Genomic DNA, 23,865 nt, shown 5'->3' on the forward strand with positions numbered 1-23,865 from the left:
TCCCGCGGATTGTCAGGTTGCATTCATCGGGCGGCGACGCGGGGTCGCCAACTTTCCGAACAGTCCGTCACACGCCTGTTGCCGGCCTTCCGCCACCGGCTGCCTGCGGAATGTCATGCCGGCAGGGCGACGGCGATCTCGCGCAGCTTGAACTTCTGTACCTTGCCGCTCGGTGTTCGAGGCAGTTCGCCGACGATTTCCGCCCGTTCCGGCAGGTATTGCCTCGCTACCCTGTGCTCTTCGAGGAAGGCGACCACCTCGCGCAAGCCAACCTCGCGGCCGGGCTTCGGCACGATGAACGCACATGCCCGTTCGCCCAGCCGTTCATCCGGTACGCCGACGATCGCTACATCCTGAATGTCGGGATGACGGAAGAGCAGGCCTTCGATCTCGACCACGGGGATATTCTCGCCGCCGCGGATGATGATGTCCTTGGAGCGTCCGGTCAGCCGGATATAGCCCTGGCCGTCGATCCGCGCGAGGTCGCCTGTATCGAACCAGCCTTCCGCGTCATGATTGTACCAGTCCGGTCTTTTGAGATAGCCAACAAAAGTCGAACAGGCGCGAGCCTTGAGCATGCCCTCCTCGCCGGCGGGCAGGGGTCTGTTCTCGCTGTCGACCACCTGGACCTCCATGCCTGGCAGCGCGCGTCCGTCAGTATTGATCGCCTTGTCGTCCGGATCGTCGAGGCATGTCGTCGTCACCAGGCCGTTCTCGGTCATGCCCCAGGCCGACACGATGTTCGTCCCGAGGATTTGCCGCGCGCGCTCGACAAGCGCGCGGGGGATGGGGGCGCCCGCCACCAGGAAGATGCGCAAACGGGAGACGTCGCTCCCGTCCGCCGCCACCGTTTCGGTCAGATCGGACAGGAACGGCGTGGACGCCATCGTGAAGGTGATTCCTTCGCGGGAGATCGACGCGGAGGCGCGCTTCGGCTCCCACACATCCTGCAGAATGGCGGTCGCTCCGGCCACAACGGGCATCACCAGCCCGTACATGAAGCCTGTCTGGTGCGCCATCGGCGACGCCATGAACATCACGTCGTCCGCGCCTAGCCCGAGGCGCTCGGCGCAGATGAGGATATTGGAGAGCAGCGTATTCGACGTATGCATGACGCCTTTCGGTTCGCCGGTCGTGCCGGACGTATACATCAACTGCGTTACGTCGTCGGGATCGGGCCGTCGCGCCGCGAAGAGACGGCCGGCGTCGCGCCGCTGCTCCCACGGCGTATCCAGAAGGACTTTCTCAAAGCTGGTTTCGCCGTCGCCGCCGATGACGAGCACATTCTTCAGCTGCGGCAGGCCGACCCGGATATTGGCCACCATGGCGGGATAATCGAAGCCGCGAAAGGCGCGCGGGATGACGAGTACCTTGCTTTCCGCAAGGCCAAGCATGAAGGACAATTCGCGCTCGCGAAAAATCGGCATCAATGGATTGGTCACGGCGCCGATCCGTACGCAAGCCAGATGCAGCGCGGTGAATTGCCACCAGTTCGGCAATTGGCAGGAAACAACGTCGCCTTTCTCCACGCCGAGTTCCGCGAGGCCGACCGCGATACGTTCGACGATCTTGCCGAAATCGCGGTAGCTGAGGCGGGTGGCCTCGTTCGTTGTGGAGTTGAAATCGGCGACGGCCGTCTTGTCCGGCATTTCAGCGATGCAACCGTCGAGGTAGTCAGCGGCGGTCTTGCCCGGCCAGAAGCCGCCGGCGTTCATCGCCTCGACACGCTTCCTGGTCAGAATTGGATCGAACATCGGTAACGCTCCCCTCGCAGGCGGGCTTGAACCTCAGCTATTCTTTGGCTGGAAATAATCCGGTCGTCCGGGGGGCCACGGGTCGCCCCAGAGCTGCTCGCCGCCATCGACCGTCAATACCTCGCCGGTAATAAACTTGGCGCCGGGCGAGGCGAGATAGGCGACAGCCTCGGCGATGTCGTGGGCATCGCCGACACGCAACATCGGATTTGCGCCAGGATAGGTCTTGAGACCTTCGGGCGGATATTGCACGAAGCCGCTCGTTTCGCAGACGCCCGGTGCGACGCAGTTGACGCGGATGCGATGCGGCGCCCATTCGACGGCCACCGATTTGGACAGGTAGGCAACGCCGGCGCGCGCCGCGCATGTGTGCGCGATGCCCGGCATTCCGCGCCATATGTCCGCGATGATGTTCACGATCGAGCCGGAGGTCTTTCTTTCGACCCACTGCCGCGCGGCGCTTTGCATCATGTACCAGGTGCCGTTGAGATTGGTGTCGATGACGGCGTTCCATCCCTTGACCTTGAAGTCGAGGGCCATTTGCGGAAACTGGCCACCGGCGTTGTTCACGAGAAGGTCGAGCGCGCCGAATTTATCCCAGACCGCTTCAACAAAACTGTCGACCTGATCCGGATCGCGTATGGTCAGGGACCGGCTGAAGACCTGCGCGCCGATGCTTTCCAGAAAAGGAACCGTCGCGGCAAGTTTTTCTTCGTTGCGCCCGCATATGGCCACGTTCGCGCCCAGTCGCGCCAGGAGACAGGCGATCGCCTTGCCGAAACCGCTGCCGCCGCCGGAAACGACGACCGTTTTGCCCGAAAAAAGATCGGCGCGATAAACCGTGGGCAGAGCCTTCAGTTCCTCATCGGAAAACCCGAAATGAGTCTTCTGGACTTCCATGCGCGTCTCCCTCGAATGTTTTCCGTCACGCGACCGTTTCGTTTTCCCTGCTTCGCGCGGGTTCTTCGATTCCGATTCCGTTGAACAGCATCAGGCACATATGGTCGGCTATCGTCCGAATGGACGTCCTGCCGGGCTGGTACCATTCGACCGACCAGTTGAGGGCGCCCATCAGCAGCATGCGTACGAGACCGAGATCGACGTCGCGGCGCAAGGCGCCCGATTTCTGCGCCTTGGTGAGAATGCGCCGCCAGAGTTCGGCGTAAGCGTCGCGCTGCCTGATGTGATGCTTTTGTACCTCTTCGGGGACCTGTCCGAAAATGCGGATATTGGCGGATGTGTAGTCGTCATGCTTCAGAAGTGTTGCAAGATGCGCCTCGACGGCGACGCGAATTCGGTCGCGGTGCGATGAATCCGCAGGCAGACGTTCCTGGCTCTCCTCGACAGCTTCGTGAACCCGCCTCATGCCTATGTCGAGAACTTCCTCGAGGAGTTCGTCCTTCGAACCGAAATGGTAATAGAGGCTGCCCGCCTGCATACCGGCGGCTCTCGCGATTTCGATCAGGGTCGTCGCCGCGTAGCCTTTTTGCCGAAACGTCTTGGCGGCGGCGTCCAGTATCCTCGCGCGGCTGATGTCGGATTTGCTTTGCTCGCTCGTCACGAACGCCCCCTCGACGTCTGTCTGGCGGTGCCGATCGTAAATCTAATGTACGTTCGAAACATGTTGCACTCCATCGAAAATCGAACTAGTATTAGAAAAAATGTACCGCTATTGCTATGGCAAAATAAAAATATGCCTAAAGCATGCGGCGAGGGAGACGACAAACATGCGCGGACTCGATCGGAAGCCGGTCATCGTTACCGGTGGCGCGAGCGGTATCGGAAAAGCGATCGTGCTCAGGCTTGGCGAAGAGGGTGCCAGGGTTGCCGTCTTCGACATGAATGAGAAGGGTGCCGAGGCCGCCGCCGCCGAAATTCGCCAGAAGGGCGGAGAGGCTTGGGCCTATAAGGTCGATATCACCGACTATGCGGCAGTGGCGCGGGCCGTCGATGCGTTCGAAAAGGCGGTCGGTCAGATTTATGGACTGGTGAACAATGCCGGTTGGGACGAGGCGAAGCCTTTTATCCAGACAGAGCCCGATTTCTGGAAAAAGGTGATCGACATCAATCTTTACGGGCCACTCAATCTCACCCATGTCGTTGCGCGCCGACTTGCCGAGCAGGGTGCCGGTCGGGTCGTCAGCATTTCGTCGGATGCGGGCCGTGTGGGCTCGTCTGGCGAGGCCGTCTATTCCGCGGCCAAGGGCGGTGTCATCGCCTTCATGAAGACGATGGCGCGCGAGTTCGCCCGGAAGGGCGTCACCTTCAACACGATCTGTCCGGGTCCGACGGACACGCCGCTGCTCGCCTCCGTGGATGCGTCGGGCGGCGGACGTCTGACCGAAGCGCTCACCAAGGCGATCCCGATGCGCCGCCTGGCGCGACCGGACGATTATCCGGGCATGGTCGCATTCTTTCTGAGCGACGATGCGGGTTTCATCACCGGCCAGACGATCAGCGTCTCGGGCGGTCTCTCCATGCACGGCTGACGGGGGATTTCCATGGACTACGAAGACATTCTGTATGACGAGAAAAATGGCGTTGCGACCATCACCATCAATCGTCCCAAGGTCTATAATGCTTTCCGCCCCCGCACCTGCGTCGAACTGATTGACGCTTTCCTGAAGGCGGGCTGGAACGAGGAGATCGGTGCGATCGTGCTGACCGGCGCGGGCAACAAGGCGTTTTGCACCGGCGGCGATCAATCGGATCATGACGGCACCTATGGTGACGGCGAGACGCGTGGAACCATCGGCATGCCGGTCGAGGAACTGCACACGGTCATTCGCGACGTGCCCAAGCCGGTGATCGCGAAGGTGCGGGGCTACGCCATCGGCGGCGGCAATGTGCTGGCGACGTTGTGCGACATGACGATTGCGGGCGAGAGCGCAATTTTTGGCCAGGTGGGTCCCAAGATGGGTTCCGTCGATCCGGGCTTCGGCACCGCCTATCTCGCCCGCGTGGTCGGGGAGAAGAAGGCGCGCGAAATCTGGTACATGTGTCGGCGTTACCCGGCGCGCGAGGCGCTGGCGATGGGTCTCGCCAATGCGGTCGTTCCCGACGACAAGCTTGACGAGGAGGTGGATGCCTGGTGCGCCGAGCTTGTCGAGCGCAGTCCGACGGCGATTGCGATCGCCAAGAAATCGTTCAACGCCGACAGCGATAATATTCGCGGCATTGGCGGTCTCGGCATGCAGGCGCTCCGCCTCTACTACAACTCGGCGGAGTCGAAAGAGGGCGTCAACGCGCTCAATGAAAAGCGCAAGCCGGAATTCCGCAAGCATATGAAATAGGTGGTATCTTGGATTTCGCATTTACGTCCGACCAAGGAGCCATTCGAGACACTGCAGCGCGGTTTGCGCGTGAGCGGCTTGCGCCCGCCTACAAGGCGCGCGAAACCGCTGGAGTGATCGATCGACAGCTCGTCCGGGATATGGGCGAGCTTGGCCTTATCGGCGCCGATTTGCCCGAAAAATTCGGGGCGCCGGGACTCGATAGCGTCACAACCGGCATTATTATCGAGGAAATATCACGCGGCGACATTAGCGTCGGCTATGTCCAGCTCCTGGGCTCTCTGATGGGGTCGATCATCGCCGCTCATGCAAGGCCTGAAGTCGCCGATGAAATCGTTCCGAAGATTTGCTCGGGCGAGGCGATTGTCGCGCTCGGTCTGACGGAGCCGCGAGGCGGCTCCGACGCGGCGCATCTGCAGACGAAGGCGCGCGCCGACGGCGACGGCTACGTCCTGTCGGGCGAGAAAACCTCGATCTCGATGGCCGAACAGGCTGATTACATTCTTGTGCTCGCGCGCACGGATGAAAGCAATCCCGGCGCCGGCGGCGTGTCGGCCTTTCTGGTGCCGCTCGACGCGCCGGGTATCACCTGCTCGAGCTTCGACGATGTGGGTTCGAAAGCCGTCGGCCGCGGCTCGGTATTCTTCGACAATGTGAAGGTGTCGACGCGCTACATGGTCGGTCCGGAGGGAGAAGGTTTCCGGAAGGTCATGCAGGGGTTCGATTATTCCCGTGCGCTGATCGGCCTGCAATGTCTGGCTCCTGCCTTCGTATCAGTGGAAGAGACCTGGAAATATGTGACCGAGCGCGTTGCCTTCGGCAATCCGCTGGCTAAATATCAGGGCGTCACCGAACCGCTGGCCGAAGCCCAGACGTTGCTCGAGGCGGCGCGCCTGCTTTGCTACAAGACGCTTTGGCTCCGCGACAATGATTTGCCGCATACTACCGAAGCCGCGATGTGCAAATGGTGGGCACCCAAGACGGCTTTCCAGGTCATCCACCGTTGCCTGCTCACGCACGGACATGGCGGTTACAGCACCGATCTGCCTCATCAGCAGAGATTGCGCGACGTGATGGGGCTGCAGATCGGCGACGGCACCGAGCAAATCCAGAAGATGATCATTTCGCGTGAGAAAGTCGGCCGAGTGGCCGTGCCTTATGCGTGAGGGGGGCGATATGACGAGCGCCGCGGAAGCCCCGGTCCAGATCGAGATGCGAGACGGCGTCGGCATCGTGACGCTCAACAGGCCTGAAAAGTTCAATTGCCTCTCATCGGGTGTCATGGCCGGTCTCGACGAGGCTCTCGCAAAGTTCGAGGGAGACAGGAAGGTTCGTGCCGTTCTGTTGGTCGCGCGGGGCAAGCACTTCTGCACCGGCGCCGATCTTGACGAGGTCCTCGACGCTCGCAGGGAGCGGGGTCGGCTGGAAGCGTTTATCACGGGCGGTCATCGCGTCCTGCGCCGTCTTGAGGTCTCGCCTCTGCCGATTGTCGCCGCGGTGAACGGTCTGTGTCTTGCGGGCGGGCTGGAATTGATGATGGCATGTGACGTGGTTTTTGCGGGGCAGTCGGCGCAGATGGGATGCCAGCATGCCCGCTACGGGCTCGTGCCGGGTTGGGGTGGCACGCAGCGTCTCGCGCGCATCGTCGGTTCGCGGCGTGCCCTTGATCTGATGTTCAGCGGCCGCTGGCTCAAGGCGGACGAGGCGCTGGCCTGGGGGCTTGTGAACCATATCGTTGACGACGGCGCGCTTGTCGGCAAGGCGGAAGCCTATTGTGCCGATCTCGCCAAAAAGAATCCGGGCGGTCTTGCCGCCATGAAGCAGCTTTGCAGGAACGGGCTCGACGGATCGCTCCAGGAAGGTCTGGATATGGAGCGGAGCGAAGTCGTGGACGCGCTGATGAGCGAAAATGTTTCGGAAGGTCTGGCGGCGTTCCGGGAGCGCCGGGAACCATTATTCCGCTGACTGATAATCAAGTGGACCTCTTTGGGAGAAGTGCGATCATGAAACACGAAGCCCAGGTCGAGCAGTTGCAGAAGATCTTCGGCTATCTCGACGCGGGTGAGACCGCGATGGGCGATGCCGCGTATCGTCATCATGTCAGTGACTACATCAGTCCGGATCAGGCTGGCCGAGAACGGGAGATGCTGTTCCGGCATGAGCCACTCCTGATCGGATTGAGCTGCGAATTGCCCAATCCCGGCGACTATGTAACCGACGATTTTTCGGGCGTCCCGATCCTGGTGGTGCGGAATGAAGCGGGGCAGGTCAATGCCTTCATCAATGTCTGCCGCCACCGTGGCGCGCGCGTTGCGTCGGGCTGCGGCAGCGGCAAGGCCGTGTTCACTTGTCCCTATCACGCATGGACCTATGACCGGAGCGGCAGGCTGAGGTCGATACCGTTCGAGCAGGGCTTCGAGAGCGTCGACAAGACGAGCCACGGCTTGCGGCCTCTGCCAGTGGTGGAGAAATACGGCATGATCTGGGTCATGCCGACGCCTGGCGGGTCGATCGACATCGACGGCCATCTTGGGGGGATGGCGGACGATCTCGTCGCGTTCGGCCTTGCGAGTTACAGCCACTACGAGACACGCGTGCTCCGGGCGCGGCTCAACTGGAAGCTCGTGATCGACACGTTTCTCGAAACCTACCATCTGAGCACGCTGCACAAGAATACGATCGCACCGATCCTGCACTCGAACCTCGGCGCGTTCGACGGCATGGCGCGAAATCTGCGCATGATTGCCGCCCGCAAGACGATCGACGCGTTGCGCCAGAGGCCGGAAAGCGAGTGGGATCTGGTCCGCCACTCCGCGCTTGTCTACGTGCTCTTTCCGAATACGGTTTTCATCATGCAGGGCGATCATCTGGAGACGTGGCGGGTTTATCCGGGCGACAGCGTGGATGAATCGAAAATGCACGTCTCTCTCTATACGCCCGAACCCGCCGTGACCGACAAGGCCAGAAAGTACTGGACCAAGAACATGGACTTGCTGATGGCGACGGTGCAGCAGGAAGATTTTCCGCTGGCGGAAAATATCCAGCGTGATTTTCACTCGGGTGCACAGGATTTCGTGACGTTCGGTGCCAACGAGCCGGCTCTTGCATATTTCCATCGGTCGATCAGGAAGACGCTGGGGATCGACGCCGCGTGAAGCGGAATTGAACAAAAAGGAGTTTCCCATGCATGTCGGTATGAGTACGTTCTTCCAGAACCTCGCTGGCGGTTATACCGACCAGGAGGTCTACGCCCATGAGATCGCGATGGCCGACATGGCCGAGCCGCTCGGCTTCGATTCCATATGGGCGGCCGAGCACCATTTCGACGAATACACCATGTGCCCGAACGTGGCACAGTTCCTCACCTATATGGCTGGCCGCACCAACAGGGTCGGTCTCGGCTCGATGGTGATGGTGCTGCCATGGCACGATCCCATCCGGCTCGCGGAAGAAGTGCTGGTGCTCGACCATGTTTCGAAAGGCCGCGCCATTCTGGGCGTTGGCCGCGGTCTTGGCCGGATCGAGTTCGAGGGCTTCCGCATCAATATGGGTGAATCCCGCGAACGCTTCGTCGAATACGCTGAGGCAATTCTGAACGCCTTCGAAACGGGTTATATCGAGGCGAACGGGCAGTTTTACAAACAGCCGCGAACGGCCATCAGGCCGTTCCCGTTCCAGAGTTTCCGCGGCCGGACCTATGCGGCGGCGGTTTCGCCGGAGTCGGCGCGCATCATGGCGCGGCTTGGTATTGGCATTCTGATCATCGCTCAGAAGCCTTGGGAAACGACGGTCGCCGAACTCAACAACTACCGGGAAATCTACAGGGAGATAAACGGTACCGAGGCGCCCAAGCCGATCATCGCCAGTTTCATCGCCTGTCATGAGGACGCATCGGTCGCTCAGGAGATGTACGAAAAATACATAAGGGGATACAGCCGTTCGGCCCTGAACCACTACGAATTTCACAACAAGGGGCTCGCGGACATCAAGGGCTATGAGTATTACGGAGCGCTCGCCCGTAATATCGAAAAGCACGGAGTCGACGAGTTTGTCGATTTTCTGGCGAAGCTTCAGGTCTGGGGCACGCCGGATCAGGTCTTCGAGCAGATCATGGAAAACCAGAAGCGCGTCGATGCGGCGGGGCTGATTTCCATTTTCAGCTATGGCGGCATGCCGCAGGAACTTGCCACTAAGAACATGAAACTTTTCGCGGAAAAGGTTTTACCGCGTCTGAAGCGTCAGGAAGTCAATGGAAGCGTCGGCGGCATACGCGGTCGCGTGACGATCGCCGCCGACTAGGGGTGGTTGCGCCGATGAACATTCGTCAACAAACGAGGATAAGATCATGAGCAGCGTCAACATAGCCGAGAGCGTCTATCCCTTGGACGATCCATATGCCATTCCGCTCGACAAGATCAATGTCAGCGATCCGGAACTCTTCAGGTCCAATCGGATGTGGCCGTATTTCGAACGGCTGCGTCGCGAGGATCCCGTGCATTATTGTGCGGAAAGCGCTTATGGACCTTTCTGGTCCGTGACGAAGTACAAGGACATCATGCATGTCGAGACCAACCATGGCATCTATTCGTCCGACGTCGAGCAGGGCGGCATCACGATTCGCGACAATAATGCGGGTCTGAAGCTTCCGATGTTCATCGCAATGGACCCCCCGAAGCATGACGCGCAGCGCAAAGTGGTAAGTCCGATCGTCGCGCCGGCCAATCTGGCCAAACTCGAAGGCACGATCCGCGAGCGCGCCGGCAAGATTCTCGATTCGCTTCCGGTCAACGAGACGTTCAACTGGGTCGATCGCGTGTCGATTGAGTTGACGACGCAGATGCTCGCCACCCTGTTCGACTTCCCTTGGGAAGATCGCCGCAAACTCACCCGCTGGTCCGATGTCGCAACCTCGGAGGAAGCCTTCAAGACACCGGAAGGCGAGGCAGCCCGCGAAGCGGAGCTTCTCGAATGCGCCACCTATTTTACCGAGTTATGGAATCAGCGCGTCAATGCAACTGAACCGGGCGGCGATCTGATCACCATGCTGGCCCAGGGTGAGTCCACCAAGAACATGAGTCCGATGGAGTATTTGGGAAATGTCATTCTGCTGATCGTCGGCGGCAACGATACGACCCGCAATTCGCTCACCGGCGGTTTGCTCGCGCTCAGCGAGAACCCGGATCAGTACAGGAAACTGCGCGAAAATCCGGCGCTCGTTGAAACCATGATACCGGAAATCATCCGCTGGCAGACGCCGCTCACCCATATGCGCCGCACCGCGCTCCAGGATACGGAGTTGGCCGGCAGGAAGATCAAGAAGGGCGACAGGGTTGTCATGTGGTACGTCTCGGGCAACCGGGACGAGGAGGCGATCGACGAGCCGAACCGTTTCATCATCGATCGCCCAAGGCCGCGTCAGCATCTCTCCTTCGGCTTCGGCATTCATCGCTGCGTCGGCAACCGCTTGGCGGAAATGCAACTCCGCATCGTCTGGGAAGAAATCCTGAAGCGCTGGCCCGACAAGCCGATCGAAGTGGTCGGCGAACCAAAGCGGGTCTTTTCCAACTTCATCAAGGGCTATGAGGCCTTGCCGGTAAGAATCCCGGGCTGAACCTGGAGGTGGCGGGTGGAAAACTTCCACCCGCCACATATTTTTGAAGACGGCGCGGCGAGTGGCCGCCGTCATTTTTTTCCGAATGAGGCGACGCGTTCGCGCGCGTCGAAACAGGCACCGGGGCTATGCGCGAGTTCGTAGGCCAGCCCCGCCTGGGCGGTCATGCCATCGGTCGCGCCCAACAGACCTTTGTTGACCTGATTGCTGTAGGTCGAATTGGCGGCGATACGCTGAGCAAGGTCGTTTGTCGCCTGTTCCAGTTCGGCATCGTCGACACAAATGTCGACCAGCCCCATGCGCTCGGCCACCTCCGCCGCGAAAATATCGGAGGTAAACATCATCTGCTTGGCCTTCGACAGCCCGACGCGACGCGGCAGTCTTTGCGTCATGCCCCAGAGCGGGCTCAGTCCCCACTTGCTATGCGTGTCGCCGAACTTGGCGGAGCGCGCGGCGATGATGATGTCTGCCGCGAGCGCAAGCTCCAGTCCGCCAGTATAGCAATGCCCGCGGATGCAGGCGACGACCGGTTGCGGCAGTTCGGCCAGCGCCTGAATGGTCTTCGCCTGGAAATGCGGTTCCGGCGGGCGCTCGCCCTTCTGGATGTCCTTCAGATCGTGGCCGGCTGAAAAAGCCTTGCCCGCGCCCGTGATGACGACGCATGCCACCTCGTGAACCTGTCCACGAAGCGCATCTACATGCCCGCGCAATTCTTCGAACAGCGGGACATTGAGCGCGTTCAAGGTTTCCGGACGATTGAGCGTCAGCGTACAAATACGCCCGCTGTCCTTGCGAAGAACCAGATTCGACATCGGCTTTCTCCCTTCCCCTTATCGATCTTTATTTGTTTGGCTTGTCTTCATCTGTCGAAGACGTATACGCGGGAATGAATCCACCCGGGCTGGGGCTACGATGCACTCGCGGCAGGTGCCATTCGCGTCAGAAAATCCAGAACGGCGCTTGTAAATATGTCGTTCTTGTCGCCAGCTACCATATGGCCCGCATTTGCGACATCGATAAACTCGGAATGAGGAACAATTTCGGCGAATTGCCGCGCCGCTTCGACCGTCACGAGGTCGCTGTCGCGGCCCCGGACGAGGAGCGTCGGTATTTTCAGGGAACGTGCCGCCATTTGGAGGCGCTCGGGTTCGCGGCTGCCTTGCGGCTTTTGCGTGCCGGTGATGAAGCGTGGATCCCAATGCCAGTAGTAGCGGCCGTTTTCCATGAGGCGAAGGTTCTTTGCCAGTCCGCTCAGGTTTTCGGGGCGAGGCCGGCCGGGCATGTAGCGCGAGATCGTATCGGCCGCTTCCTCAAGCGATGCGAAGCCTTCTTCCAGATTCGACGACATGAATCCGAGGATTTTTTGAACCCCCTCCATGTTCATCTGAGGGGTGATGTCGACGAGGACCAGCGCCGCAAACCCGCGCCGTCCGGCCTTTGCGTATTCTCCCTGCGCGATCATGCCCGCGATGCCGCCTAGAGATGCGCCGACCAGGACCGGAGGCACGGAGAAGCCGTCCGCGACGTCGAGGAGATCCTCCGCGAAACGCTCCATTCTGTAGTCTCCGTCTGGAGACCAGTCGCTTTCGCCGTGTCCGCGCAAATCGACGGCGAGGGCGTAATACCCGCTTTCCCCCAACCTTTTACCGCAGGCTTGCCAAGCATGGCGTGTCTGCCCGCCGCCATGGGCGAGCATAACAGGACGCCCCTGGTCGGGACCGAATGCGTCCGCCGCAATTTTGAGATTTTGGGCAAGGGTGAACAAGGTCTGGTTTGCTGACATCAAACGCTTTTTCCAATGCTTTTCGTATGTGTATTAAAGGCCGAAATCCATTATGATGAATTGCTGAGATGTTGCAAACACGGACGATGGTGTTGTAGTCGGCTTCTCCCAACCGTTCCCTGATCAGAGGCGATTGGTCTTGAAAATGAAAAATGCGGGTATCTGAAATGAAAGCGATCGTGTCCGTTTCACGAGTCAGCCGATTTCCGAAAGGGTCCGGCAAGCGTGCCCTCTCAGTTGCGAGGCAGATTGTCGAGGACATCGAGCAGCAAGGTGCCGAGGTCGGAGATCGTTTGCTGCCAGAACAGGAGATGCTCGTACGGTATGGAGTGGCCCGCGCGACCTTGCGGGAGGCGCTCAGGTTTCTGGAACTGCAGGGCATCATTTTTCTGCGGCCCGGCCCCGGCGGCGGGCCGATCGTTCAGGAGCCCCGACCGAAAGATTTTGCCAGTACAATGGCGTTGCTGCTGCAATTTCTCGGCACCACATTCCGTTCGCTAATTGAAGTGAGGCAAGCGGTCGGTCCGACCATGGCGGCGCTTGCGGCGGAGCGAGCGTCCGATGAAGATATCGACAAGCTGAATACGTCATTGGCCACTTTGAAGACGCTGTCTGTATCTTGCAACTCCTATGCGGAGGAGAACAGGCGTTTCCACGACGTGCTTGCATGGGCGTCTGGCAATCCCTTGATCGGATTCTTGATCGGTTCGCTTCACAACATCACGAATGCGTCGGAGGTCGGCATAACTTATACGGAGGGTGAGCGTGACTATCAGATCAAGGCGTACGGACGACTTCTCAAGGCGATTGAAGATCGCAATCCAGACCTCGCTTTCACCGAAATGTCCCGGTTCATAAGCCGATCCGACAAGTATCTGGAAGCTCGTCATCCCGATATCATGTCCAAAATCGTGCGTTGGCAGGATGCGGACGACCTGAGCGTGCCGCGGGTTCCCCGACGGAAACGCTAGGCGAGTGTTCGCGATTTCGATGTCATTTTTGCGGCACTTGCGCCGCTCCCCGGGCGTCGCTAATTTATGATCATAAATAACGCGGCCGATGAAGTCGCCCGATGGGAGGTTAGCTATGACTCTGCATAGCCGAGTATGTGAAATTCTGGGTATTAAATACCCGATCTTGCTGGCCGGTATGGGCGGCGCGAGCGTTCCGCGTCTTGCGGCGGCGGTATCGAATGCGGGTGGCCTCGGTGTGCTTGGCGCGGCTGCTTGTTCTCCCGATCAGTTGCGCGAATGGATTCGGGAAACGCGATCGCTGACGGACAAGCCATTTGGTGTAGACACCCTGCTACCAGCCTCCGTGCGTAGGGAAGCCTACAAGGGCAAGGCGGGTCCGTCTCCGATGGATCTGCTGCCTGAGTACCAGAAATTCGCGCAGGATTTTATGAAGAAGGAAAACATACCGCCGCTGAAATCCAGGGCGCGGGAATCCGAGGAAGCTCAGCGGTCGTCCAAATCGAACGCGCCGCTGTTTTCGAAAGAATTCTTCGAAGCGCAAATGGAAGTCGTTGTTGAGGAGCGGGTTCCTGTCTATGCGGCGGGTCTTGGCAATCCGGGGCCCTGGCTTGACCGGCTCCACGCCAACGGCACCAAGGTGATGGCGGTCGTCGGCGCGGTAAAGCATGCCCTGCAGGTGGTCAATTCCGGCATCGATCTGATCGTCGCGCAAGGCCATGACGGGGGCGGGCACAATTCACCCATCGGAACGATGGCGCTCATTCCGCAGGTTGTCGATGCGGTCGCGGGTCGCATTCCCGTGCTCGGTGCGGGCGGCATTTCCGATGGGCGCGGCATCGCGGCTGCAATGATGCTCGGCGCCGAAGGCGCCTGGATCGGTACGGCGTTTCTCGCGACCGACGAGGCGGGCATCGAGGACTTCCAGAAGGAAGCGATTGTCGAGTCGGGTGACGGTGACACACTTGTTTCTCGAACCGTCACCGGAAAGCCGGCCCGGATCATTCGCAACAAGTGGTCCGAGGCTTTTGTCGCGGCGGGTCTGGAGCCGTTGCCCATGCCCTTCCAGCCCATGGTTGCGATGCCGGTGCTGGCGGCGGCGGCGGCGGTAAAGCGGAAAGATATCGCTCCCGGTTTCGCGGGGCAGGGCATGGGTCTCATTCACAAGGTGAAGCCGGCTGCGGAAGTCATGGCCGATCTCGTGAAAAGCGCCGAAAGCTCGTTGAGCAGGGCAAATATCTATCTGTAAGCCTCGGCTGCGCGCCCTGGGGATCATTGAAGGTTTCGGAGAAAACGAGATGGCAATTGTTGCAAAACTGCCGGAGTTCAACCATGAAATCGCACAGGGTTTCATAGACGCCAGCAATTCAATGAAAGGGTTGCCCGAGTTTCTGGGGGTCCGTATCACGCATATCGAGCCGGGCAAGCTCACTGCCGAGATGGAAGTCTCCGACCGGCTGTTGACGCCGATCGGAAACATGCATGGTGGGGTGCTGGCTGCGATGTGCGACCATGTTCTCGGCTGCGTTTGCTATCCGCATATGCGGAAAGGGCAGTGGGCGGCCACGACGGAATTCAAGCTCAATCTGCTGGCGCCGGTATCGTCGGGCAAGGTGATAGCGGTGGCCGAACTGATCGCGATGACAAAATCGACTGCGGTGGTTCGTATAGATGTGACGAACGAGGGCCGCGCCTGTTGTGCGGCCCAGGGCACCGTTCTCATTCGCGATCCAAAGCCAGCTTAGGCAACGCCGCTCCCCTCCCGGTGCTGCGGGGAAGATTGCTCGGCGACAGAATATGGTTTCGATAACGACACTCACCGCTTCGTGGTGGGGATATGAAGGGATGCGGTTTCCATGAGTTCGGTACAATCCGGCCAGACGCAAAAAGATGACAATGCCGAAGTATTCGATGCCCTCATTGTCGGAGGGGGATTCAACGGCGTCTATCAGCTTCACCGCCTGCGGCAAGAAGGTTTCAAAGTGCGCCTGTTCGAGGCTGGTGCCGACTTGGGGGGCGTCTGGTACTGGAACTGCTATCCCGGCGCGCGGGTCGATTCTCATGTCCCGATTTATGAATTTTCGATCGAGGAATTGTGGCGCGACTGGAACTGGACCGAGAGGTTTCCGGCTTGGGATGAACTGTGCCGCTACTTCCACTATGTCGACAAAAAACTCGATCTCAGCCGTGACATAAGATTTGGCACGCGCGTCAGCGCGGCGGAATTCGACGAGGCGCGCGATCAATGGGTCATCCGTACGACTGATGGCACCGTCGTGCGCGCCCGGTTCTTTATCCTTTGCACAGGTTTTGCGTCGAAACCCTATATTCCGAACTACAAGGGTCTTGAAAGCTTCGCTGGAGAATCATTTCACACAGGGTTGTGGCCCCAGGAAGGCGCCAGTTTCACGGGCAAGCGGGTTGGCGTCGTGGGAACCGGAGCGAGTGGCGTTCAGGTGGTGCAGGAGGCCAGCAAGGATGCGGCGCATCTGACGGTGTTCCAGCGCACGCCGATCCTCGCCCTGCCGATGCAGCAGCGCAAGCTCGACGTCGAGACGCAGCAGCGGATGAAGGCTGGTTATCCGGAGATATTCCGTATACGGCGGGAGACGTTTGGCGGATTCGACATTCTGAGGGACGAAAGGTCCGCGCTGGAAGTGCCGCCGGAAGAGCGCTGCGCGCTTTATGAAAAGCTCTGGCAAAAAGGTGGCTTCCACTACTGGATTGGTGGATTTGCCGACATCCTGACGAATGAGGACGCAAATCGTACCATGTACGATTTCTGGCGCGACAAGACCCGCGCCCGGATCAAGAATCCGGCATTGGCGGACAAACTCGCGCCGATGGAGCCGCCGCATCCCTTCGGCGTCAAGCGCCCTTCGCTGGAGCAGTGGTACTACGAAGCGTTCAATCAGGACAATGTCAGCTTGGTCGATGTGCGCGAGACGCCGATCGTGGAAATAGTTCCCGAAGGCGTGCGTACGGCGGATGGGCTGGTTGAGGTCGATATGCTTGTCCTGGCGACGGGGTTCGATGCCGTGACCGGCGGGTTGACCCAGATCGATATACGCGGGACGGGCGGCGTGACGCTCAAGGAAAAATGGACCGAGGGTGCGCGTACTTATCTCGGTTTCGCGACGTCGGGATTCCCGAACATGCTTTTTCTTTACGGTCCGCAGAGTCCGGCCGGATTCAGCAACGGCCCGACAAGCGCCGAATTGCAGGGTGAATGGGTCGTCGATTGCCTCAAGCATATGCGCGAGAATAACAAGGGACGGATCGAGGCGACCGCTCAGGCGGAGGAAGAATGGACGCAGTTCCTGAGCGCCATCGCCGACATGACACTCTTTCCCAAGGCCGATTCCTGGTACATGGGCGCCAACATTCCGGGAAAGCCGCGTCAGCTTCTGAATTTCCCCGGCGTGCCCATGTATATGGACCGGTGCAATGCCGCTGCGGCCAAGGATTATGAGGGATTTGTCCTGGATTGATGGATCTGCGGCGGCCTCGCTGCCGGTTTTTTGGGGCGGCCTGCGGGGGTGAAAGTGTTTGACGCTGAATCGTCCATATGATTTATTATAATGAATTTATGCAAGGGGCAAGGGATTGCATGCGCCATGACGGGTGGATGCCGCGTAGACATTGATCGGGAGGACAAAGAGATGACGACCGACACATTGGTTAGAGATCCAGCTTCGACGGTCCCGCTTTCTCAGATGGATGTCAGCGATCCAAAGCTCTTTCAAAGCGACACGATCGGGAGCTACTTCGCCCGGCTGCGGCGGGAAGACCCCGTCCATTATTGCCCCGAGAGCGCCTACGGGCCCTACTGGTCGGTAACGAAATTCAAGGACATCATGCAGGTCGAGGTGAACCACCAGACGTTCTCCTCGGAGGCTAAACTTGGTGGCATCGCCCTGCAGGACATGCAAAGCGGCGAAGCGTCGCTTGAACTTGAGATGTTCATTGCGATGGATCCGCCCAAGCACGACGCTCAGCGCAAGGCAGTCAGTCCGGTGGTCGCCCCGTCCAATCTTGTTCTGCTGGAGCCCATCATCCGCGAGCGCGCAGGGCTTATTCTCGATTCGCTTCCCATCGGCGAGGAGATCGACTGGGTTGATCGGGTTTCCATCGAGCTTACGACGATGACGCTGGCGACACTGTTCGATTTCCCTTGGGAGGAGCGGCGCAAGCTCACTCGCTGGTCGGATGTTGCGACCGCAACGCCAGAGACGGGCGTGGTTTCTTCGTTTGAGCAGCGCCGCGAGGAACTCCTCGAATGTGCGCAATACTTCAAGGGTCTGTGGGATCAGCGGGTCAACGAGCCGCCAAAGTCTGATCTGATTTCGATGATGGTGCATTCGCCGGCGACGCGGGACATGCCGTATCTCGAATTTCTGGGCAACCTGATTCTCCTGATCGTTGGTGGTAACGACACCACGCGTAATTCCATCAGCGGCGGGGTGCTCGCGCTTAATCAGAACCCGGCCGAGTATCGCAAGCTCATGGCCGATCCGGGCCTCATCCCGAAAATGATCCCCGAGATCATCCGTTGGCAGACGCCGCTGACGCATATGCGTCGGACGGCGCTCATGGACGCCGAAATCGGTGGCAGAAAGATCAGGAAGGGCGACAAGGTCGTCATGTGGTACCTCTCGGGAAACCGGGACGACGAGGTGATCGACCGTCCGAACGAGTTCATCATCGACCGCCCGAATTCCCGTCACCATCTTTCCTTCGGTTTCGGTGTGCATCGCTGCATGGGGAACCGCGTGGCGGAGCTGCAGTTGCGCATCATCTGGGAAGAAATCCTGAAGCGTTTCAGCAAGGTGGAGGTCGTCGGCGCGCCCGAGAGAACGCTGTCCAACTTCATCCGCGGGTTCACCCATTTGCCGGTGAAGCTGCACGCGCATTAGAGTTGGGTCCGGTCTGGCGCATCAATGAATTCGCGACGTAACGGGGGTGCCCGTCCCGTCGCGAAAACGCTCTCGCCCCCATTTCATCCAGCCTGATCGACAAGAGAAAAAAATGCCCACAGTCATTTTTATCGAACCGGACGGCGCCGAATATCCCATCGTGGTCAAGAGCGGCACGACCGCGAGGGATGCCGCGGTCAACAACAGTGTGCCGGGCATCGACGGCGATTGCGGGGGCGAGTGTGCCTGCGCGACCTGCCATGTGCATGTCGATGCCGCGTGGATGGCCCGGACCGGCATGGCCGAGCCCGGCGGCATGGAAGCCAACTTGCTGCAGTTTGCCGAAGGTTCGACGGAAAACAGCCGCCTTGCTTGTCAGATCACCATGACCGACGATCTCGACGGTCTCATGTTGAGAATACCTGACGGTCAGCACTAGTCGCAGTCGGCGCGCGGGTTTCGAGGTTTCTCCCCCGATCCTCCCCTTGAAAGACGGGCGTCGACTGCACCTTGGGTCGAGAGAGATCCTCCCGACCAAAACCTCGTCTTCGTGCTGATCCCGAAAGTCGGCAGAGTTGGAACGCTGAATCCACCAAACTCATTCGCCTTCGACGGCGCTGTTTTTTCTGGGTGTCGGCACAACGAGTCTGTTCTCATTTTTTCCCGGTCTGCGACGTTCGTTTATTTCGCGAGGGTTCTATTTTGCGTATGCCGCCTACGGACATTCCGTCGACCACGAATTTGAGAAGTACATGCATGTTTTGCTTGAAGGCGCTGTGGCTGACATAGGTTCCCAGCCAGGTTTGCAGCTGCTGATAGTAGATGGCAAACAGGCATCGCGCTGCTTCGACCGGATCAATATCGGCGCGAATTTCGCCGCGCGCCCGAGCTGCTGAGACGAAATGGACAAGCTTTTCGATAATCGCTTCTGGAATGGTGAGCACGTCTTTCCGGCGCCCAGGGTTGCCGGAGAAGCTGAGTTCGCGAATTAGCGCGCGGGCAATGACAACATCGCGTCTGTGATATTCAATAAACCCGTCGAACAATGACTCCGCTTGCTCGAGCAACGGGGCCTTCTTCCGAATTGTTCCATACACTTCCTCTATCAACTGGCTCATTTCATCCTTGAAAACCAGGATGAGGAGGTCTTCCTTTGATTTAGCATAGAGAAATAGTGTGCCAGCTCCGATGTCGGCAGCTTCCGCCACTTCCTGCGTGGTCGTTTCCGTATAACCCTTGATGTGAAACAGAGTGCGGGCCGCCGCCGTGATGCGCGCGACCTTTTCCCGCTTGTTGCGCTCTCTTCGCCCTTCCGTCTGCGGATGTTCCCTCTTTGCGGATTTGGCGCTGGCTTGCTTGCTTATTTTCGAGGATGTGTCCATCGCGCGTCCTGATTATTGTATGGTTGTGCCCGGCTGCCGCCGGGCCCTTTCTGTCAGATTATTTGGCGGTGCGGCAAGTATCTTGACCATTCCTGCGCCAATTGTCGGCGAACCTGGCCGGTTGACAAGTTTGTGCAACGCGCGGAATATATGATGCTACTCATAAATGAGTGTATATAAAATATGGGTGGCTGCGGGTGGATTTACCAGCCATGCTACTTGAGCCGGATGTCGAGACAAGAATCAAGACGAGTATAAAGGGAGGAAGCCATGCCGGCACGTACGGGCGCACAGTTTTTGGAAGGCCTCAAGCAACCTCGGGAGATTTGGGTCGGCGACCGCAAGATCGAGAGCGTCGCCGACGACCCCGCATTCGCGGGCGCGGCGCGTGGCGTCGCAGCCGTCTACGATCTCCAGCATAAAGAGGCTGACGCCTGCTTGATGCCGGATCCGGAGACGGGCGAGAAGATCAATGTTAGCCATATGATTCCTCGATCGAGGCAGGATCTGGCGCGCCGTCGCGCGGGGTTGGAAAAAATCGCCGCCTATTCGGTCGGCCTGATGGGCCGCACGCCGGACTATATGAATGTGACCTATGCGGGCTTCGCTGGCCGCGCCGAGGAATGGGCCGTAAATGGCAACGAGGAAGGCGCGGAGAACCTCGTCAATTATCAGAAATATCTGCGCCGCCACGACATTTCGCTGACGCATACGATCGTCAATCCGACCATCGACAAGGCGCAGGGCGATGCGCCGCAACCCGGCAACGATGTGGCCCTTCGCAAGGTCGGCGAAACGGAGCACGGCATCGTCGTGCGCGGTGCGCGGATCCTCGCGACGCTCGCTCCTTTCGCCGACGAGCTTGCGGTCTATCCGTCTCATCCCTTGCCGCCCGATTGCGACGAGTACGCGATCTCCTTCTGCATTCCGATATCCACCCCTGGTCTCAAATTCATCTGCCGGGATTCGTTTTCCGAAAGCAGCAATTTTTTCGATCACCCCATCTCGGCCCGGTTCGATGAGCAGGATGCCTTCGTGATCTTCGACAATGTCGAAGTGCCCCGGGACCGTCTGCACGTCAACTGCAACACCGCCGTCTACAATTCGGTCATGATGCGCAGCTGGTGGCCGAACGTCATGCAGCAGACGACGATCCGGGCGCTGACGAAACTCGAATTTGCCTGGGGCCTCGCCTCGCGGATGACCGAGGTGATCAACGACGTCAAGCCGCAGACATGGGAGATGCTCGGCGAAATCTGGAGCTATGCCGAATTGACACGCGCCTGCCTGAAGGCCGCCGAAGACGGAGCTATCGACTATGGAAATGGCGTCTGGTTGCCGGACGCCCAACCCTTCGCCGCCATTCGCGCGTCGATGCCACGATGGATGGCGCGGGTCAGTGAAATCATCCAGCTCATCGGGTCGCATAACGTCTTCGCCGCCCCGAGCCGAGCTCAACTCGACGATCCCAGTCTTCGACCGCTCATCGACCATTATCTGCGCGGCGCCGGCGATGTGGGCGCCGAGCAGCGCGCGCGCGTCTTTCGGCTCGCATGGGATTTCGTTGGCACGGGCCTTGCCGGCCGGAACCTTCAGTACGAGCGCTTCTATCTCGGATCTTCGGCCCGTAACTATCAGATGGCCCATCTGTTCGGCGACCGCACTCGCGCCAACGAGTTGGTTGATCGCTTTCTGGCGGAGGACATCGGAGCAGTGAACAAAGCCGACCGTCGCGTCGCGGGGGCTGTGTGATGGCGGAAAATATAGCAAATGTAGCGGGCGTCGATGTCTCGACCGATCACTGGATCGACGGGCGGCGCGTTCCCTCGCCGCGGAGATTTGCCGACGTCTCGCCGGTGGATGGCTCCCATCTCGCCGATGTTGCGGCGGGCGGCAAGGCGGAAGTGGGTCAGGCGGTCGCCGCGGCGCGCAAGGCATTCCCGGGCTGGGCGGCTCTTGGTCCGAAAGGCCGTTTGCCGATCCTCAAACGTTTCGCTGACGGGCTGAAGGCGCGCGCGGCGGAGCTCGCCGCTGTCGAAACGATGGATAACGGCTCCCTGCTTCTTGGCAATGTGCACCGCGTTATTCCGCGCGCGGCACAGAACATCGAATTTTTTGCCGACTGGGCGCTGACGCTCGACGGTCATTCGATCGACTCTCCCGAAGTCGTCAATCATGTGAAATACGATCCGGCGGGCGTTGCGGCGCTCATCACGCCGTGGAATGCGCCTCTGATGCTGACGACATGGAAGGTCGGCCCGGCGCTTGCCGCCGGCAATACGGTCGTCGTGAAGCCACCGGAGTGGGCGCCGCTCACCTGCTCGCTGATGGCCGACATTGCACATGCGGCGGGCGTTCCCGCGGGCGTCCTCAATGTCGTGCAGGGGATCGGCGAGGAAGCGGGAAACGCACTCGTTAACCATCCCGATGTCGACCGGATCAGCTTCACCGGCTCGACCGATACGGCGAAGATCATCGGCCAGGCGGCGGCGCGTTCGATCACGCCGATGAGCGCCGAACTCGGCGGCAAGTCGCCCTTCATCGTCTGCGCCGACGCCGATCTCGACGCGGCGGCCCAGACGGTCGCGGCTCAGTACATGAACGCGGGTCAGGTCTGCCTCGCGGGTACCCGCGTCATGGTCGAGAAGTCGATCGAAGACGGCTTTCTCGCCAAAGTGCGAGACGCGGCCAGCCACATGGTCGTCGGCGATCCACGCGACAAGGACACGCGCGTCGGGCCGCTCATCACGAAAGAACACTTCGACCGCGTGGCGGGTTTCGTCGAGCGTGCGAAGGCCGACGGTGCCGTGCCGCTCTGGGGCGGTTCTCGCGCAAATTTCGGCGACCTCTATTTCGAGCCGACGCTCTTTGCCAATGTGAGCCCGTCGCTTGAGATCGCGCAACGCGAGGTCTTCGGTCCCGTGCTTACCTGGCAGAGCTTCACCTCCGACGACGAAGCGATCGAGCTTGCCAACAACACGCGCTACGGCCTAGCGGCGACGCTTTTCAGCGGCAACGAGACGCGGGCGACCAAGATGGCCTCGCAGGTTGTGGCGGGCACCGTCTGGGTCAATTGCTTCTTCGTTCGCGATCTCGCGGCGCCATTCGGCGGAAGCCGCGACTCCGGCATCGGTCGCGAAGGCGGCGCATGGAGTTTCGACTTCTACGCGGACATCAAGAACATATCGGTCCGCAAGGGATCGTTCGCCTGAGGGAGGCACACATGGTTCAGGTAACGGAGCTCGGCTATATGGGCCTCGGGGTCAAGAGCCTCGAGGCGTGGAAAGATTACGCCGCAAATATCCTAGCGCTTGAAGTGGTGGATGAGGGAGAGCCTGGCCGCTGCTATCTGCGGATGGACTACTGGCATCACCGCTTCATTCTCGAAGAGGACGGAACAGACGATCTGAACTATCTCGGCTTCCGTGTTGCCGGCGTCGAGGAATTCCGCGAGATGCACAGGAAGCTCGCAGGCGCGGGGATTGATGTACGCATCGGCTCCGAGGCGGAAGCGGCGGATCGCCGCGTTCTCGAGATCATGAAACTCAAGGACTCGAGTGGATTCCCGATCGAGATTTTCCACGGACCTCAGGTGCAGGCGGACAAGCCCTTCCACCCGGGTCGCCGGATGCATGGCCGCTTCAAGACCGGCGAGGGCGGGCTTGGCCATCTGATCCAGAAGGAAACGGTCGGCTTCGAAAAGACCTATGAGTTCTACAAGCTGCTCGGCATGCGCGGCGGCATCGAATACCGCATTCCCTTTCCGGGGCTCGACAAGCCATTCGACCTGATGTTCATGCACTGCAATGCACGCGACCATACGGTCGCTTTCGGCCCGCCCGGCGAAAAGCGTATCAATCATCTGATGATCGAAGTCGACAATCTGGACGATGTCGGCCTCGCCTATGAGATCGTCCGCCAGGCGGGCATTTCGGTCCCCATGACCCCGGGCCGCCATGCCAACGACCATATGTATTCCTTCTACTTCATGAACCCGTCCGGCTGGATGTGCGAAGTGGGCTGGGGTGCGCGCGAGGCGACGCATCAATCGGAATATTACCAGCGCGATACCTACGGTCACGAACCGGACGAAGCGGTGATGAAGAAGGGTCTGATGGAAGTCTGACTACGGCGCGGGTCACGAAAAATGGAAGA

22 protein-coding genes are annotated in these 23,865 nt (G+C 59.7%); 16 read left to right on the forward strand and 6 right to left on the reverse strand.

The annotated features are described in order from the left end of the window. Positions 1-113: 113 nt before the first annotated feature. Genes aliA through F2P47_RS07720 form a run of 3 tightly spaced genes read right to left on the reverse strand, consistent with a single transcriptional unit; the run spans position 114 to position 3,315 of the window. Positions 114-1,754: a cyclohexanecarboxylate-CoA ligase gene (aliA, locus tag F2P47_RS07710; RefSeq protein ID WP_152215770.1), complete on the reverse strand. Its 1,641-nt coding sequence runs from the start codon at positions 1,752-1,754 to the stop codon at positions 114-116. A gap of 33 nt (positions 1,755-1,787) precedes the next feature. Continuing rightward, positions 1,788-2,654 carry an SDR family oxidoreductase gene (locus tag F2P47_RS07715; protein WP_152215771.1) on the reverse strand — a complete coding sequence of 289 codons (867 nt, stop codon included), beginning with the start codon at positions 2,652-2,654 and terminating at the stop codon, positions 1,788-1,790. 25 nt (positions 2,655-2,679) lie between these two features. Continuing rightward, positions 2,680-3,315 carry a TetR/AcrR family transcriptional regulator gene (locus F2P47_RS07720; RefSeq protein WP_152215772.1) on the reverse strand — a complete coding sequence of 212 codons (636 nt, stop codon included), beginning with the start codon at positions 3,313-3,315 and terminating at the stop codon, positions 2,680-2,682. Between the two features lie 166 nt (positions 3,316-3,481). On the opposite strand from F2P47_RS07720, the gene F2P47_RS07725 reads away from it, so the two are divergent. From F2P47_RS07725 to F2P47_RS07755, 7 genes are read left to right on the forward strand one after another with little or no spacing between them, the layout of a single operon-like run. Beyond that, entirely contained in the window at positions 3,482-4,243 is a 762-nt protein-coding gene (locus F2P47_RS07725; RefSeq protein ID WP_152215773.1) for an SDR family NAD(P)-dependent oxidoreductase, read from the forward strand. Positions 4,244-4,255: 12 nt separating this feature from the next. Then, positions 4,256-5,047 (forward strand): enoyl-CoA hydratase-related protein, encoded by a 792-nt coding sequence (locus F2P47_RS07730; RefSeq protein ID WP_152215774.1) that lies wholly within the window; start codon positions 4,256-4,258, stop codon positions 5,045-5,047. A gap of 8 nt (positions 5,048-5,055) precedes the next feature. Further along, positions 5,056-6,213: an acyl-CoA dehydrogenase family protein gene (locus F2P47_RS07735; RefSeq protein ID WP_152215775.1), complete on the forward strand. Its 1,158-nt coding sequence runs from the start codon at positions 5,056-5,058 to the stop codon at positions 6,211-6,213. 10 nt (positions 6,214-6,223) lie between these two features. Continuing rightward, the gene (locus F2P47_RS07740; protein WP_246176799.1) at positions 6,224-7,012 is read left to right on the forward strand and encodes an enoyl-CoA hydratase/isomerase family protein; all 789 of its coding nucleotides are present in this window, start codon (positions 6,224-6,226) and stop codon (positions 7,010-7,012) included. A gap of 38 nt (positions 7,013-7,050) precedes the next feature. Further along, positions 7,051-8,202 carry an aromatic ring-hydroxylating oxygenase subunit alpha gene (locus F2P47_RS07745; RefSeq protein ID WP_152215777.1) on the forward strand — a complete coding sequence of 384 codons (1,152 nt, stop codon included), beginning with the start codon at positions 7,051-7,053 and terminating at the stop codon, positions 8,200-8,202. Between the two features lie 28 nt (positions 8,203-8,230). Continuing rightward, positions 8,231-9,346 carry an LLM class flavin-dependent oxidoreductase gene (locus tag F2P47_RS07750; protein WP_152215778.1) on the forward strand — a complete coding sequence of 372 codons (1,116 nt, stop codon included), beginning with the start codon at positions 8,231-8,233 and terminating at the stop codon, positions 9,344-9,346. A 46-nt stretch (positions 9,347-9,392) separates the two neighbouring features. Further along, complete coding sequence (locus F2P47_RS07755; protein ID WP_152215779.1) at positions 9,393-10,658, forward strand: cytochrome P450; 1,266 nt, start codon at positions 9,393-9,395, stop codon at positions 10,656-10,658. 71 nt (positions 10,659-10,729) lie between these two features. Here the strand turns inward: F2P47_RS07755 and F2P47_RS07760 are convergent, their stop codons facing one another. Both F2P47_RS07760 and F2P47_RS07765 read right to left on the reverse strand, forming a co-directional pair. Further along, complete coding sequence (locus tag F2P47_RS07760; RefSeq protein ID WP_152215780.1) at positions 10,730-11,470, reverse strand: enoyl-CoA hydratase/isomerase family protein; 741 nt, start codon at positions 11,468-11,470, stop codon at positions 10,730-10,732. A 95-nt stretch (positions 11,471-11,565) separates the two neighbouring features. Then, on the reverse strand, positions 11,566-12,441 hold the full coding sequence (locus F2P47_RS07765; RefSeq protein ID WP_152215781.1) for an alpha/beta fold hydrolase: 876 nt from the start codon (positions 12,439-12,441) through the stop codon (positions 11,566-11,568). Positions 12,442-12,608: 167 nt separating this feature from the next. On the opposite strand from F2P47_RS07765, the gene F2P47_RS07770 reads away from it, so the two are divergent. The 6 genes from F2P47_RS07770 to F2P47_RS07795 all read left to right on the forward strand — a co-directional run bounded on the left by F2P47_RS07770 (position 12,609) and on the right by F2P47_RS07795 (position 18,767). Next, complete coding sequence (locus F2P47_RS07770; protein ID WP_152215782.1) at positions 12,609-13,412, forward strand: FadR/GntR family transcriptional regulator; 804 nt, start codon at positions 12,609-12,611, stop codon at positions 13,410-13,412. A 115-nt stretch (positions 13,413-13,527) separates the two neighbouring features. Continuing rightward, a complete protein-coding gene (locus F2P47_RS07775) occupies positions 13,528-14,661 on the forward strand; it encodes an NAD(P)H-dependent flavin oxidoreductase (protein WP_152215783.1) in 1,134 nt (377 codons plus the stop codon). Between the two features lie 49 nt (positions 14,662-14,710). After that, complete coding sequence (locus F2P47_RS07780; protein ID WP_152215784.1) at positions 14,711-15,157, forward strand: PaaI family thioesterase; 447 nt, start codon at positions 14,711-14,713, stop codon at positions 15,155-15,157. Positions 15,158-15,268: 111 nt separating this feature from the next. Continuing rightward, on the forward strand, positions 15,269-16,903 hold the full coding sequence (locus tag F2P47_RS07785) for a flavin-containing monooxygenase (protein ID WP_152215785.1): 1,635 nt from the start codon (positions 15,269-15,271) through the stop codon (positions 16,901-16,903). A gap of 171 nt (positions 16,904-17,074) precedes the next feature. Then, positions 17,075-18,328, forward strand: coding sequence for a cytochrome P450 (locus tag F2P47_RS07790; protein WP_152215786.1), 1,254 nt, complete (start codon positions 17,075-17,077; stop codon positions 18,326-18,328). A gap of 112 nt (positions 18,329-18,440) precedes the next feature. Continuing rightward, the gene (locus F2P47_RS07795; protein WP_152215787.1) at positions 18,441-18,767 is read left to right on the forward strand and encodes a 2Fe-2S iron-sulfur cluster-binding protein; all 327 of its coding nucleotides are present in this window, start codon (positions 18,441-18,443) and stop codon (positions 18,765-18,767) included. Positions 18,768-18,981: 214 nt separating this feature from the next. On the opposite strand, the gene F2P47_RS07800 is transcribed toward F2P47_RS07795, so the two are convergent. Next, positions 18,982-19,710, reverse strand: coding sequence for a TetR/AcrR family transcriptional regulator (locus F2P47_RS07800; RefSeq protein ID WP_152215788.1), 729 nt, complete (start codon positions 19,708-19,710; stop codon positions 18,982-18,984). 270 nt (positions 19,711-19,980) lie between these two features. Between F2P47_RS07800 and F2P47_RS07805 the strand changes: the two genes are divergently transcribed. From F2P47_RS07805 to F2P47_RS07815, 3 genes are read left to right on the forward strand one after another with little or no spacing between them, the layout of a single operon-like run. Next, positions 19,981-21,462, forward strand: a complete 1,482-nt coding sequence (locus F2P47_RS07805) for a 4-hydroxyphenylacetate 3-hydroxylase family protein (protein ID WP_152215789.1) — start codon at positions 19,981-19,983, stop codon at positions 21,460-21,462. Then, the gene (locus F2P47_RS07810; protein ID WP_152215790.1) at positions 21,462-22,922 is read left to right on the forward strand and encodes an aldehyde dehydrogenase; all 1,461 of its coding nucleotides are present in this window, start codon (positions 21,462-21,464) and stop codon (positions 22,920-22,922) included. Before F2P47_RS07805 ends, F2P47_RS07810 begins: the two co-directional genes overlap by 1 nt. An 11-nt stretch (positions 22,923-22,933) precedes the next feature. Continuing rightward, positions 22,934-23,836, forward strand: a complete 903-nt coding sequence (locus F2P47_RS07815; protein WP_152215791.1) for a VOC family protein — start codon at positions 22,934-22,936, stop codon at positions 23,834-23,836. Positions 23,837-23,865 lie beyond the last annotated feature (29 nt).

It is taken from the genome of Parvibaculum sedimenti (assembly GCF_009184905.1).
Classification (GTDB): domain Bacteria; phylum Pseudomonadota; class Alphaproteobacteria; order Parvibaculales; family Parvibaculaceae; genus Parvibaculum; species Parvibaculum sedimenti.